A 13,288-nucleotide genomic window follows, 5' to 3' on the forward strand; every position below is an offset into this window, starting at 1 on the left:
TGAACATTGATCGTGAAGCGCGGCGACGTATTTTTTGCGGATCTTTCACCTGTTGTCGGTTCGGAGCAAGGGGGCGTAAGACCGGTTCTCATTATTCAGAATGATATTGGCAACCGTTTTAGTCCTACTGTAATCGTGGCGGCTATTACCGCCCAGATTCAAAAAGCGAAGCTGCCAACGCATGTGGAAATTGATGCAGCGACGCACGGCTTCGATCGGGATTCAGTTGTTCTGCTGGAGCAGATTCGAACGATCGACAAGCAAAGGCTTACCGATAAGATCACCCATCTGGATGAAGAGACGATGCGCAAAGTAAGCGATTCTCTACAGATCAGTCTGGGCTTGATTGATTTCTAGACAACAGGCAAGATGCAGTCTTGAAGAGGCCATGAGGTGTCCGAACTTCATGGCCTTATTATTTGTTCAAGCTGCGAGCGCACATGCAGCAAATTTTGATATCACACATGATGCGTGGCGCCACAATGGGCCAGTCATGTGCAGCGTGGTAGCCGCAGCAATGCGGCTTCTTTTGCGTCAAGTATGCGGCACTGGCGCTTTGTCATGATTTTTGTGATAATAAGGAACGTGTATAAATGTGAACGTCCTAGCTGGTGTACCAGCCTTTAAATTATGGTAGCCAGCAGGCGTGACGGGTCCAAGGAGGAGTAAGACGTATGTCCAATACAGAGGAGCAAGAGCAGCAAAACATAGAGCAAAAGCAGCGGGCAGAGCGCATTATCAAGCAAGTATCGCAGGAATTGTCCCTGTCTCTTAAGCAGGTACGAACTACCGTAGCTTTGCTGGAGGAAGGTAACACGATTCCTTTCATTGCGCGCTATCGTAAGGAAATGACGGGTGAGCTGGACGAGAATCAGCTTCGTCAGGTCGAGGAGCGTGTGCAATACCTTCGCAATCTGGAGGATCGTAAGACTGAGGTGCTGCGAATCATCGAGGAGCAGGGCAAGCTTACGGAGGAGTTGTCCAAGGCTATCGTCAACGCTGTGAAGCTGCAGGAAGTGGAGGATCTGTACCGGCCTTATCGCCAAAAGCGGAAGACACGTGCAAGTGTCGCCAAGGAGCGTGGACTGGAGCCATTGTCCGCATGGATTTGGGCACAGCCCAAGCAGGGCAGTCTGCAGGAGGAAGCAGGCCGTTATATTGATCCTGAGCGCGGTGTGGAGACCGAAGCTGATGCGATTCAGGGTGCGTCTGACATATTGGCGGAGAATATCGCAGATGATGCAGCGATTCGTACTTGGGTACGCAGATATACGTTAGATCACGGCATGCTTGTATCGGAAGCGAAGGATGCTGAGGCAGAATCTGTCTACGAGAACTATTACAGCTATCGTGAGCTGGCCAAGAAGATGCCACCACATCGAATTCTGGCGATTAACCGTGGTGAGCGTGAAGGCATTCTGAAGGTGAATCTGGAGGTTGCAGCGGAACCGGTGCATCGTTATGTTGCGGGACAGGTTGTGAAAGGAAATTCTCTGGTCACTGAGCTATTACACACGATTATCGAGGATGCTTACAAGCGTCTGATCGCGCCTTCCATCGAACGCGAGGTCAGAGCAGAGATGACGGAGAAGGGCGAGACGCAGGCGATCTCCATCTTCTCGGGTAATTTGCGGAGCCTGCTATTGCAGGCTCCAATCAAGGGACAGCGCGTGCTTGGTGTAGACCCTGCCTATCGTACAGGCTGTAAGCTTGCAGCCGTGGATGACACGGGTAAGCTTCTGGAGGTCGCAGTGACCTATCCGACGCCACCCAACAACAAAAAGCGTGAGGCCGCGGAGAAGTTCAAGGAGCTCATCGCAAAGTATGACCTTCAGCTCATTGTGATCGGGAACGGAACGGCCTCCCGTGAGACGGAGCAATTCGTAGCCGAGGTCATTGCAGAGATCGGTGACAGCCGCTTGGCGTATCTGATCGTTAACGAGGCAGGGGCGAGCGTATACTCGGCGTCGAAGCTGGCGCAGGAGGAATTCCCCGATCTGGATGTGGCAGAGCGTAGTGCAGCGTCAATTGCCCGCCGGATTCAGGACCCGCTTGCTGAGCTGGTCAAGATCGATCCTAAAGCCATCGGGGTGGGGCAATACCAGCACGATGTGTCACAAAAGCATCTGGAAGAAAGCCTGAAGGCTGTGGTCGAGTCGGCAGTTAACCATGTAGGCGTTGACGTGAATACCGCTTCTCCTTCGCTCTTGTCCTATGTAGCAGGCATTAATGCGACTATTGCCAAAAATATCGTCAAGTACCGCGAAGAGAACGGCAAGTTCAACAATCGCCGTCAGCTGCAGAAGGTACCACGTCTAGGAGCCAAAACCTATGAGCAGTGTGTTGGCTTTATGCGTGTACCTGGTGGGGAAAACGCGCTGGATCGGACACCGATTCACCCGGAATCCTATGCGGTTGTAGACCGTCTGTTCAAAGAGCTGGGCATGGCTACCTCTGAAGTAGGAAGTAAGGAGTGCACTGCAGCTCTGTCTGCACTGCAGCCTGAAGAGTGGGCTGCGAAGCTGGAGGTCGGAGTCCCTACGCTGAAGGATATTTTGGACAGCTTGATGAGACCTGGTCGTGATCCACGTGACGAGTTGCCACTCCCCGTGTTCCGCAAGGACGTCCTCAAGATTGAGGATCTGACGCCAGGAATGAAGCTGCAGGGTACCGTACGTAATGTAATTGATTTTGGAGCCTTCGTGGATATTGGGATCAAGAGCGACGGACTCGTTCATATCTCCCAGCTGCGTAGTGGCTTCGTGAAGCATCCGATGGATGTGGTGTCTGTCGGTGATAACGTAACTGTCTGGGTGCTGAATGTGGATTTGAAGAAGGGTAGAGTTGGGTTAACGATGAAGGCACCGGCAGATGAGACCATGGAAGCTTAATCTGGTCTCATCTGGTGGGCCGTGTCCGTATGAATCAAGACAAAGGATTCCTGGCACCCTTCATTGAGGGTGCTGGAGCTTTCTTTTGAGTGCTTCGGTAATGGAACCAGCAGTCATTCAATAATTGAATCTGCTTGCGATCCCGCTTGTGAAAAGCACGCATTAGCTGGTTGCTGAGCCATTGGGGCATGCGTCTCTCCTCCTCTTGCGAACCTGTGTATGTCTAGCATATGGGGAAGCCGCCCAATGTGTTCCGTAAAAATGTTGTTTCGATGGGGAGTGTCGTGGGGAGGGAGCGCACATGGATAGGGAAACAGCGGCGTCGCAGCATACACAGATGAGTGATGAGGAGTTGCAGGAATGGATTGAGAGCATTTCGCTCAGCTCGTTTGGCGTACCCTTCAGGCACCAAGCACGCTTCAATACTCGTCTGTCTTCGACAGGTGGAAGGTATTTTCTGAAGAGCCACAATATCGAGATTAATCCGCACCAATTGGCTGCATTTGGCAGAGATGAAGTGGAGCGTATTATTAAGCACGAGCTCTGTCACTATCATCTGCATCTACGCGGAATGGGCTACAAGCATCGAGACGCTGATTTCAAGACATTGCTAGCCCAGGTGGGGGGGAGTCGTTATTGCCGGACCTTACCTGCTAACGATGCTCGCTCTACATCACGACAAGCACGACCATTTCGGTACAAGCTACAGTGTACTGCCTGTGGTCACATGTACATGCGGAAGAAGCGAATGGACCCAAGGCGTTATCAATGTGGCAAGTGTAGCGGAAGGCTACAGTTGTATGAGCTTTCGGGCTCGTAAGATGTCGCGCGTATAAGCATCCTTCGTAATCAAGAGCCTTTTCTACATCGGGAAGGCTCTTTGTCGTGCGCTACGATACAGTCTAGCGAATCTATAATATTATTACTCTTTTATGCTGAACTTTAGTGGATAAATGAGGTAATCTGTTAATGGGCCATGATGATGGTCATCGGTCTTTACTCGCTACTCGCCGCAAATGACGGTATATGATTTGGAAAGGAGGCTGAGTGATGTCGGGTCGATTTTCTCTACTCTGGGGTAGTATTTTACGTCTTGTAGCATTTATGCTAGGGGGAATGAACCCTTATTTAACTACGAACTGGAAAATTGCGGTGTTCGCTCTGATGTGTCTTGCTGGAATTGCAGAAGTGAACTTGGAGAGGCGACCCCAATGGTTGAGTGTATTCATCGCTTTCCTCATGGGCTCGCTCATTAGCTACATCCTGCTTCCTGTCTTACAATGAGAAGAGAAGTCGTTATAAATTACTTGTACGGGTAAAGTGAAGGTGAAATGATGAAGCATTGTATATTAGACCTATGGGCAGAAGAGCATCTCCCTATTAAGAATAGCCTCTATTGGGCTGATGGCAGATCGCTTGCCATGAACATCGAATCCTATCCGCATCCACGCCTGAAGCAGGGCGAGTGGTTCGATTTGTCGCACTTCCATGAGTGTAATCCAGATGAGATTACCTACATCACGATGACGAAGAGGATTCAATTATCCAACGGGGGGTATGGCTGTGTGGGCGAGGGGAGCCATGGCTCTGAGGGATTTGTCGCTTATTTGCAGCCAGGTGGGCAGCTCACCTGGGTCATGTATTCCGAGAGCTCCAATCCATTTGTAGATATTGTAGAGGAAGCTCATGGCGTGATTTGTGCGCATTCGAGTGCTAATTTCGTATTACGGCTCCATGTGGATGAACCAGACAGGGTAAGGCTGAATTTAATCAAATCGACCTAATACAGCAAAATCACCAGCCAAGCTTGCGAGTGGTCTCCAGGCATCAATGTTAATCTTGTGATCTCCCGCATAAGCTTCAGAGTCCACCTGTACGCTCACCTACTCCTGGCCCCACTGAAATCAACAACGTAGGCGGGTTTCGGGAAGCAACTGTAAAAAAAACTGAAGGGTGCCAAGTTGAGGTTACCATGTGTACTTATCGTCGTAATTCAGGCAATGGGTCTAGGTACAACTGAGCCGATCATGAGCTTATATATTTCGTTGTTTTTATTTTCATCAGTTCTGAACTCAAGGGCTGTATATTGCGGCATGAATACCATCCTTTCCTATCTTGTGGATGTTAGAGCTAGTAGCCAATCGACTAAGGGCTGTAAAGATGAGCAGCACAACACTATAAAGCATAAGTTAGGAGCCTAATATAAATAAAGTACGCACTTCAAAGTGAGTACCTTCTTGGGGAGTGTAGATCAATGACAGCTCATGAAACAGCGAGTCCAAAGAAACGGACACCCTTCGACTACACTTTATCTGTGATTGGTGGAAAATGGAGTATGAAGCTTATGTACCAATTAGCTATCAACGGGGTTACACGCTATGGAGGATTGAAGCGGAGTATCCCTGAAATAGCCCACAAAGTATTGACCTCACATCTAAGAGGATTAGAAGAGCAGGGTGTTATTCAACGAGTCGAATATCAGGAGAACATATCCAAAGTCGAATACTCATTAACTGCCAAAGGGGCAACGCTAATACCAGTTCTAGAGCACCTGTGTAAATGGGGACTAGATAACGGGCCTGAGCAAGCGTTCGACATGAACTTCGACATGAATTCAAAATGAAAAATGATAATAAATTGAAAAATGATGATAAACATCAGGTGTGACAACTTATATTCCGTGTATGTGTCGTCTTGGATGATCCTGCTGAGCAAGATTGGTTATCTTGACTCGGTCTGCAATTCATGATAAATTTATACATGTCCATACTTTTTCATTCCCTGATAGCTCAGTTGGTAGAGCACTCGACTGTTAATCGAGTTGTCACAGGTTCGAGTCCTGTTCGGGGAGCCATGGAGAGATACCCAAGTGGCTCAAGGGGACCCTCTGCTAAGGGGTTAGACTGCGTAAGTGGTGCGAGGGTTCGAATCCCTCTCTCTCCGTTGGATAGACGTCCTGCAGGGATGAGAACCCATATGGGTTCGTCGGAGCATAAGCTTCGTTAGGATTACATCGCAGTCTCGAGCGAAGTGAGAGTATCCCTCTCTCTCCGTTGATTAAGCAAAAGGAAACACGCTAATGCTACTAGGCATTTAGCGTGTTTCTTTTTTATAACCATGTCTGGTTGTGGGGTTGAATGGATACGGTGGTAGCTGATGTGACGGTTCATCTGGGCTATTCGCCTAGAGCTTGAGCATCCTCAATCTCATGCACATCATACAGCACCCGGGCAAGCAGGTCTTGGTTGTAATTCCCGAAATTTTTCCCGAAGATCGTAAGCCCCCGTTTGTTCATCGACTTATCGCCTACAGCGATGCGAAAGGTGAGCTCGCTCTTGTAATCCAGTGCAATATCATTCAGTGTGATATCCGAGATGCGGCAGCCATCAATGAAGCTCCCATCCTTATTGATCCGAATGAGCTTCAGCATGCCATACTGATTCAGATGGGGGGGCCACCAATCCGGATTGAACGTTCCGCGTACATCACCAAAATCGCCAGGGCTGGTCCAGTAACCAATCTCAGTACCATTGACGGAGAATTGGATATCGGATGGATAATTATCTGCATGACCAGGCGCCTCACTTCCGAGCTCCAGCGAGAATTGAATTTCTCGAAAGCTCTGATTGGCCTTGAGATAATTCGGGATACGATATTCGAGAAAGCCCTCAGCCATCCAGATAATACCGGAGTGAATACGCTGTGGGTCTGCAAAATAGCGTGGATCATCGAAGTCACCGATGATGCTATCCTTGGTGGCAAGTCCACAGGTAGGGGAAGCTTGGTAATTACTGTAATGTCCTACGTGAATTTCAACCTCATAGAGATTATCGGCCTCCTTGCTACGAAAATCCACCATGAGCTTATCTTTGTTCAAGTAGCATACCTTCTGAATGCCATGCTTGCCGACGGAACTGTGAATTTCGATCAGACCGCTCTCCTCCAGCTTTTTGATGTGCATCGTTATAGCCCCGTTGCTCAGATTCAGCCGCTTCGCAATTTCGTTCAGATTCAGCTCCTGATTCGATGCCAGTAGCTCCAGTATTTGAATTCTTATTTCCGAGCTGAGTGCCTTGAAGACTTCAAGCCCACTCATCAGATTTTTTATATAAATCATGGATTAGCAACTCCGTTCCAGAATGAAGTTTATTTTAGAACATTATAAAGTAAAAACGGATAAAAGGACAATTCCACCTCCTTAATGATATGAAACCAACTTCTTTATTCACAATTCCAACATAAATCACAATTTTTATTTTATAAAAAATTGAAATTAAGTAAGGTTTAAAGCTCGCGGAATCAACATTATACCCAAAAACAAGAAAAAAGTGGAGTTAAGTTTATAAAAACATGAATTGTTTTATATTTATTTGTTTACAACTGCTTAACTTATATGTTATCTTGTTTTTGGAAGCGGATACAATATATTTTTTTCCAAAACGAGCTGTTTAATGGTACTTCATTACACCCGGTAAGGACAATTGGGAGGGTCGAGCATGAAGAAAAAATGGTTTGTAATGTTAACGGTTGTATCTTTATTGCTTATGGTGTGGGGCTGTGGCAATTCTGGAGGAAGCTCCAGCAGCGGAAAAAGCTCCGTATTGGATGCTGGTGCAGGAGAGAATGCTACAGAGCTGTCTTATTGGACCTTTGTGGAGCTACATGGTCAGCACTTTGAGAAGATGCTGGGCAAATGGAATGAGGCCAATCCGGATCGGCAGATTAAGCTCAATGTAACTGTAATGCCTTACGATGACATGCATAACAAGCTGTCTATAGCCCTGCAGACGGGAACGGGTGCCCCGGATATCTCAGATATTGAACTGGGAAAATTCCCTGATTTTCTTGCTGGCACACCACATCTGGAGCCGTTGAATGATGTTATTGATCCCTATCGGGATACCATCGTTGAGTCTCGCATCAATATTTATTCAAAGGATGGCAAGAACTACGGCGCACCTACACATGTCGGTGCAACAGTAGCATTCTACAATACAGAGATTCTTGAAGAAGCCGGGGTAGATTATACCAAGATCGTGACCTGGGATGACTTCAAGAAAGCCGGCATTCAGGTCTATGAGAAGACAGGAAAATATATGGGAACCGCTGATACGAGCGCTACCTGGCAGTCTGGGATTATGCTGGCGCAGCAGGATACAGACTTTACGGATGCAGACGGACAGCCTCAGGTGAATACGCCAGAAATGATCAAGGGCCTGAGCGTGCTAAAAGATCTTCAGGACAATAACGTGATTGCCACCATAGCTGGAGGGCAGCCGGATACAGAGGAAGCCTACGGCGAATTCAATTCAGGCAACTATGCTACTGCGTTTATGCCACTATGGCAAATGTCCAGATATACGAACTATATGCCTGATTTGGCCGGGAAGATCGCGATTGCTCCTTTGCCAGTCATGGAAGAGGGCATGCCAAGATCACTCGGAGGTGGCGGCACAGGTACTGTAGTTACCAATACGGCTAAGGATGTGCAACTGGCCAAGGAGTTCGTAGCATTCGCCAAGCTATCTGAGGATGCTAATATTGAAATCTGGAACACCTTGGGCTTTGACCCGGTGAACCTGGATGTATGGTCTATGAAGGACATCACGCACAACCCAGAAAATCAATTCGTGAAATATTTCGTGAATAATCCATTCGATGTACTGAACGAGATCAAGGATGAGATCCAACTGATCAAATCCACCTCGGCCAATCCGACGATCAACAATGTGCTATGTACGGTGACATTGAATGAGATTTTTGAAGACGGTCGGGATATTACGGAGGCGCTCAACGACGCCCAGCAGCAAATAGAGCAGGAGCTTAAATAGCCTAGAGAGTCGAATTTCGGATGTGAATTTGTTCTAGAGATAGGAGTGAGCTGCTCTGTATAGAGCGGCTCTATTTTGAGGAAGGGAGTAAGAGAGATGATCAAAAATTTCCTGTACTCGCAAAAGGTTGCTCCGTACGTATTTGTTCTGCCTTTTGTCATCGTATTCGCCGTCTTCTGGGTATATCCGTTACTGAACTCCTTCGAGATGAGCTTCCAGAAAATATCCTTGGGGCAGGAGGCAAACTGGGTTGGCGTAGACAACTACACTCGGCTTCTGAGTGATGGGATCTTCTTGAAAGCTGTACTGAACAGCACGATGTACATGATCCTGACGCTAGCGATTCTGATTCCTTTCCCGATGCTCTTCGCCGTGTTAATCAATAATCGGATGATGTGGGGGAGAGAATTCTTTAAGTCATCCTTCTTCTTCCCTGCGTTGACCTCTGTCGTGGTAGCGGGTACCATCTTCCGATTGATTTTCGGAGAAATGGATGGCTCACTGATGAACAGTGTGCTCGGCTGGTTCGGTATTGATCCAGTCAAGTTCCTGAAAGGGCAGGTTACGGGTTTCATTGCCTTGCTTGCGCTCGCGACATGGCGTTGGACTGGGGTCAACATGCTGTATTTTCTGTCGGGGCTCAAGAATATTCCGGATGAATACTATGAGGCTGCTTCAATTGACGGAGCCTCTGCATTTCAGAAGTTCCGCATGATTACTGTGCCGCTGCTGAAGCCGACGACGATCTATGTTGTGACCATCAGTATTTATGCCGGCCTTGCTATGTTCATTGAGAGCATGATGCTCTGGAACGGAAACAATTCGCCAAAGAACATCGGACTTACGATTGTTGGTTACCTGTACCGACAAGGAATTGAGAAGAATAATCTTGGCTACGCGGCGGCTGTAGGGATTGTGCTGCTGGCAGTTACGATGATTATTAATCTGACGCAGCTGGCCTTTTCCGGCTTGTTCAAGAAGGAGGATTAAGCATGAAGAAGGATGTGATTATTCAGTCTTATTCCGGTCTGCGGCAGGATGCACAGGTGAAGAGAAAAGAACTGCTTCTTAAAATCAGTCTTGTTGTGATCTTTTCCATACTATGCGCGTTGATCCTACTCCCGTTCTATGCAATCGCCCTTGCTTCCTTCAAGCCTGGTCAGGAGCTGATACGCTATGGGTTGAATCTAAGCTTTGATACATCTGTAATGAGCTTCAACAACTATATGTACCTGTTCACAGGTGATCATGCGTACTTTACGTGGTTCTTCAATTCGATCCTGCTTACGGTCGTACAGGTGGCATTGACGCTGTTCATTAGCGCGACTGTTGCTTACGGGTTCGCCGCTTATGAATTCAAGGGCAAGAACTTTCTGTTCATCTGTGTACTGCTGATTATGATGGTACCTTTCGAAATTCTGCTACTGCCGTTATATACGCTCATTCATAATCTGGGGATGATGAATAGCTACTCGGCGATTGTACTGCCTGGTATCGCTAGTGCAGCGACCATTTTCTTCTTTAGACAGTACCTGAGCGGCATTCCCAAGGAAATTATCGCAGCCGGACGTGTTGATGGGGCGTCGGAGTATGGAATCTATATGCGTCTGATTCTGCCCATCATGAAGCCTTCTTTTGCAGCCATGGCCATTCTTAACGGGATGAATAGCTGGAACAATTTCCTGTGGCCATTCATGGTACTTAGTGACGAGCGTAAATATACATTACCAATCGGGCTCAAGACCTTGCTGACACCCTACGGTAACAACTATGATTTGCTTATTGTGGGATCGTTTTTCTCAATTATTCCGATCTTTATTTTATTCGTTGCTTTCCAGAAATACTTCATTGACGGGATGACAGCAGGCGCAGTGAAGGGCTAGTCAAAAATATTAAAATTTAATCTTGCCAACGGTCCTTGATTTTGATATACTCATTTTTGTTGTCACAAGGACATTGTTTATCAAGGCCCGTTGGTCAAGGGGTTAAGACACCTCCCTTTCACGGAGGTAACAGGGGTTCGAATCCCCTACGGGTCATAAGGCTATCCCATAGCCGCTTGAAAGATGAGAACCCCTAAGGTTCGTCGGAGCATAGGCTACGTTAGGAATACATTATATTAGTAAGAGCCATTAGCTCAGTTGGTAGAGCACCTGACTTTTAATCAGGGTGTCGAAGGTTCGAGTCCTTCATGGCTCACCATGAATTGTCTGCGCGGTCGTGGTGGAATGGCAGACACGCTATCTTGAGGGGGTAGTGGGCGTACGCCCGTGGAGGTTCGAGTCCTCTCGACCGCATCTGAATCGACCAAGAGTCTCTTCCTTCGAAGAGGCTCTTTTGTTATATTTACACTTGCTGTGGACTTCCGATTATGATGACAAATAACACGCCACTTATGAAAAAATCTGCTTTAGTGTACAATGGAAGATATGAGTTTTTGAGTAGCTAAGGATCGAGAGTGCATATAGTGCGTCTATGTGCTGCTTTATATCAGGGAATGGCGGTGTATGATATGAATGAGCCCATATTGGTGAATATATCAGAGAATCTGCTGGGGATTCTACCCTTAATCGGAAAGAAGATCATTGCCCCGAAGCTGGTGGCCAGTAATCTTCGTTATCCGCTGACTTCTTCGAATGTCCAGGTACTATTCATACTATGGGAGATTCGGCGGTCCACAGTATCGGATTTATCCAAGCATTTGCATGTGTCTAGGCCCAATATGACTCCTCTGATCGATAAATTAGTGGAATATGGACTTGTTGAGCGAATTCAAAGTGAGTCAGATCGGCGTGTCATTGATGTGTCGATTACCCCCAGTGGGGATGAGCTCTGCTTAGAGATCAGAGATTCCATGATTGAGACGGTGCAGAAGAGGCTAACTGTACTGGAGGAAGAAGATTTGACCCAGCTTAATGAATCGCTGAATCAAATCAAGTCCATTTTGATGAAGGTGGACAATGTTCCTTTTTAGAGTCATCGTCATAACGGATATGTGCTTCTGATCTTCTGCTGGGCGATTCTATCCGAATGGAGCGGGTGCCGTTCAAGGAAAGAACCGCCTTGTGTGCATATTGTGGTATAATATATTAAAATATCTCAGTATTTGCATTCTGGTAATGTAACTCAAGTTCGGGTGGAAGGCGGTTGAATATGCAATCGATCTATCAGAGGATTGAAGCGCTCATCGCAGAGCGGGGACTAACCAAGAAAGCGTTTTGTGCAGAGCTTAATATTAGTACTGGCAATTTTGGTGACTGGAAGCGTGGCAAGACTAAGCCAAGCGCAAGTAAGCTCATTGAGATTGCCACCTTTTTTGGTGTCTCTTTGGATTGGCTGATGATGGGACGAGATATGGGCAAAGATTTAATTAAAGAGCAGCGGGAAGCTTATTTTTTTGACATCATGGGGCAATTGAATTGCCAAGATAACGAGTTAGCTGAAGCGGAGAAGGACTTTATCAAAGAATACATAGAGTTTACAAGATTTCGTAAAGGAAAGCTTCAGCAGGCGAGTACTATGGAAGACGAGGAAGTCGAAGAACGTACTGTTGAAGATACTCAGTCCTCACAAAAATCCAATGAATAAAATGGATGATCAATATACAAAAGCCAGAATGAGAGCTGAAGGCCCCATTCTGGCTTTTGTTATTGTCTAATTGTATGACTGTTATCTTTTAAGGATGATCAAGGATGGAGGAGTAACCGGGATATAGTCGGCGAATGCAATTCGGGCAAATGTCATGTGTGCAGTCGACATGAGTATGCTTGAACAGGTAATCCTCAAGAGAGAGCCAATGATTCGCTTCGTCCTTGATGGATTTGCACACAGCGCAGACAGGCAGCATGTCCTGAACATGCTGATGGCTACTCATAGCAGTTAAGGCCTCCACCAACCAGCATTCTCTGTTTTTATAGTCTGTAATATTCGTATGGGAAATGACAAGTCCGCTGATCTTCAGGGAATGTGGCTCAATGAATGGGGTTATTTCAAGCAGGAACCAATCATTCCCTGCGCAGTGTCTGCGAAAGTATTCCTGTCTGTGGAAGTGGAGATCTCCTTGACTGACGTCACGAAAGCCTTTGCGAAGTAGCAGATCATCACCCTTGTGCTGCCAGTGTAGATACTGGAAGTAGTCCTGGCCCGCCCAATCAAAATTTGCAGGTCTGCCGTTGTGCATTCCGGCAATGATCCAGGCTTGATTCGCAGCGTGAATAATCCCTTGCTTATCAGTGGCCACCACTTGACTACGCAAGGAATGAATGGCATCCTCCAGAGACAATGCCTTGGTTCTGACCAATATCGTTCACACTCCCCTACCTGTAGTTGCGAGACATGACCCTTAGTCTTGGTCTAACATATGTATGCCTAGTATTTCGATAACCTGCTGCCTATATCGGTTCGCTTTTCTTGTGCCGTGAATCAGATTGGACAGGCGGGAGGGGGGGATTCCGTATTGCTTGCAAAAGCTTTGTTGATCAAGCTGTAGCTCCGCAAGTCTACGCTTAATAGCCCATCCCAGGGCAGTGACAGGTTTTCGATTATTCATGAAGATTCGCCCCTTAT

At 47.1% G+C, this 13,288-nt stretch carries 15 protein-coding genes and 5 tRNA genes; 16 read left to right on the forward strand and 4 right to left on the reverse strand.

What is annotated here, in order from left to right; genetic code table 11:
- Positions 1-6 precede the first annotated feature (6 nt).
- Both MKX74_RS05530 and MKX74_RS05535 read left to right on the forward strand, forming a co-directional pair.
- The gene (locus tag MKX74_RS05530) at positions 7-357 is read left to right on the forward strand and encodes a type II toxin-antitoxin system PemK/MazF family toxin (protein ID WP_007429335.1); all 351 of its coding nucleotides are present in this window, start codon (positions 7-9) and stop codon (positions 355-357) included.
- A 317-nt stretch (positions 358-674) separates the two neighbouring features.
- Positions 675-2,891, forward strand: coding sequence for a Tex family protein (locus MKX74_RS05535; protein ID WP_341177760.1), 2,217 nt, complete (start codon positions 675-677; stop codon positions 2,889-2,891).
- Positions 2,892-2,925: 34 nt separating this feature from the next.
- Here the strand turns inward: MKX74_RS05535 and cmpA are convergent, their stop codons facing one another.
- A complete protein-coding gene (gene cmpA / locus MKX74_RS05540; protein ID WP_018886633.1) occupies positions 2,926-3,081 on the reverse strand; it encodes a cortex morphogenetic protein CmpA in 156 nt (51 codons plus the stop codon).
- Between the two features lie 111 nt (positions 3,082-3,192).
- Between cmpA and MKX74_RS05545 the strand changes: the two genes are divergently transcribed.
- The 6 genes from MKX74_RS05545 (at position 3,193) to MKX74_RS05570 (ending at position 5,834) form a co-directional block, all read left to right on the forward strand.
- Positions 3,193-3,711, forward strand: a complete 519-nt coding sequence (locus MKX74_RS05545; RefSeq protein ID WP_018886632.1) for a SprT family protein — start codon at positions 3,193-3,195, stop codon at positions 3,709-3,711.
- 230 nt (positions 3,712-3,941) lie between these two features.
- A complete protein-coding gene (locus MKX74_RS05550) occupies positions 3,942-4,175 on the forward strand; it encodes a hypothetical protein (protein WP_341177761.1) in 234 nt (77 codons plus the stop codon).
- Positions 4,176-4,222: 47 nt separating this feature from the next.
- On the forward strand, positions 4,223-4,675 hold the full coding sequence (locus tag MKX74_RS05555; RefSeq protein WP_341177762.1) for a hypothetical protein: 453 nt from the start codon (positions 4,223-4,225) through the stop codon (positions 4,673-4,675).
- A gap of 470 nt (positions 4,676-5,145) precedes the next feature.
- Positions 5,146-5,514 (forward strand): winged helix-turn-helix transcriptional regulator, encoded by a 369-nt coding sequence (locus MKX74_RS05560; protein ID WP_341177763.1) that lies wholly within the window; start codon positions 5,146-5,148, stop codon positions 5,512-5,514.
- A 155-nt stretch (positions 5,515-5,669) separates the two neighbouring features.
- A tRNA-Asn gene (locus tag MKX74_RS05565) sits at positions 5,670-5,745 on the forward strand.
- A 1-nt stretch (position 5,746) separates the two neighbouring features.
- Positions 5,747-5,834 (forward strand) — tRNA-Ser (locus MKX74_RS05570).
- 232 nt (positions 5,835-6,066) lie between these two features.
- Here the strand turns inward: MKX74_RS05570 and MKX74_RS05575 are convergent.
- Positions 6,067-7,008 (reverse strand): ArsR/SmtB family transcription factor, encoded by a 942-nt coding sequence (locus MKX74_RS05575; RefSeq protein WP_018886629.1) that lies wholly within the window; start codon positions 7,006-7,008, stop codon positions 6,067-6,069.
- A 379-nt stretch (positions 7,009-7,387) separates the two neighbouring features.
- On the opposite strand from MKX74_RS05575, the gene MKX74_RS05580 reads away from it, so the two are divergent.
- The 8 genes from MKX74_RS05580 to MKX74_RS05615 all read left to right on the forward strand — a co-directional run bounded on the left by MKX74_RS05580 (position 7,388) and on the right by MKX74_RS05615 (position 12,310).
- Positions 7,388-8,722: an ABC transporter substrate-binding protein gene (locus MKX74_RS05580; RefSeq protein ID WP_018886628.1), complete on the forward strand. Its 1,335-nt coding sequence runs from the start codon at positions 7,388-7,390 to the stop codon at positions 8,720-8,722.
- Positions 8,723-8,818: 96 nt separating this feature from the next.
- Positions 8,819-9,712, forward strand: a complete 894-nt coding sequence (locus MKX74_RS05585; RefSeq protein ID WP_018886627.1) for a carbohydrate ABC transporter permease — start codon at positions 8,819-8,821, stop codon at positions 9,710-9,712.
- A 2-nt stretch (positions 9,713-9,714) separates the two neighbouring features.
- On the forward strand, positions 9,715-10,605 hold the full coding sequence (locus MKX74_RS05590) for a carbohydrate ABC transporter permease (protein WP_018886626.1): 891 nt from the start codon (positions 9,715-9,717) through the stop codon (positions 10,603-10,605).
- Between the two features lie 84 nt (positions 10,606-10,689).
- Positions 10,690-10,761: transfer RNA gene (locus MKX74_RS05595), tRNA-Glu, on the forward strand.
- A gap of 87 nt (positions 10,762-10,848) precedes the next feature.
- Positions 10,849-10,924 (forward strand) — tRNA-Lys (locus MKX74_RS05600).
- Between the two features lie 12 nt (positions 10,925-10,936).
- Positions 10,937-11,019 (forward strand) — tRNA-Leu (locus MKX74_RS05605).
- Between the two features lie 215 nt (positions 11,020-11,234).
- Positions 11,235-11,696: a MarR family winged helix-turn-helix transcriptional regulator gene (locus MKX74_RS05610; protein WP_026281265.1), complete on the forward strand. Its 462-nt coding sequence runs from the start codon at positions 11,235-11,237 to the stop codon at positions 11,694-11,696.
- Between the two features lie 179 nt (positions 11,697-11,875).
- Positions 11,876-12,310 carry a helix-turn-helix domain-containing protein gene (locus MKX74_RS05615; RefSeq protein WP_133568848.1) on the forward strand — a complete coding sequence of 145 codons (435 nt, stop codon included), beginning with the start codon at positions 11,876-11,878 and terminating at the stop codon, positions 12,308-12,310.
- Between the two features lie 88 nt (positions 12,311-12,398).
- On the opposite strand, the gene MKX74_RS05620 is transcribed toward MKX74_RS05615, so the two are convergent.
- Both MKX74_RS05620 and MKX74_RS05625 read right to left on the reverse strand, forming a co-directional pair.
- Positions 12,399-13,022 carry a hypothetical protein gene (locus tag MKX74_RS05620; protein ID WP_133568641.1) on the reverse strand — a complete coding sequence of 208 codons (624 nt, stop codon included), beginning with the start codon at positions 13,020-13,022 and terminating at the stop codon, positions 12,399-12,401.
- 42 nt (positions 13,023-13,064) lie between these two features.
- Entirely contained in the window at positions 13,065-13,271 is a 207-nt protein-coding gene (locus tag MKX74_RS05625) for a hypothetical protein (RefSeq protein WP_028589667.1), read from the reverse strand.
- Positions 13,272-13,288 lie beyond the last annotated feature (17 nt).

The sequence above is a fragment of the Paenibacillus sp. FSL K6-1230 genome, from assembly GCF_038002385.1.
GTDB lineage: Bacteria > Bacillota > Bacilli > Paenibacillales > Paenibacillaceae > Paenibacillus > Paenibacillus massiliensis.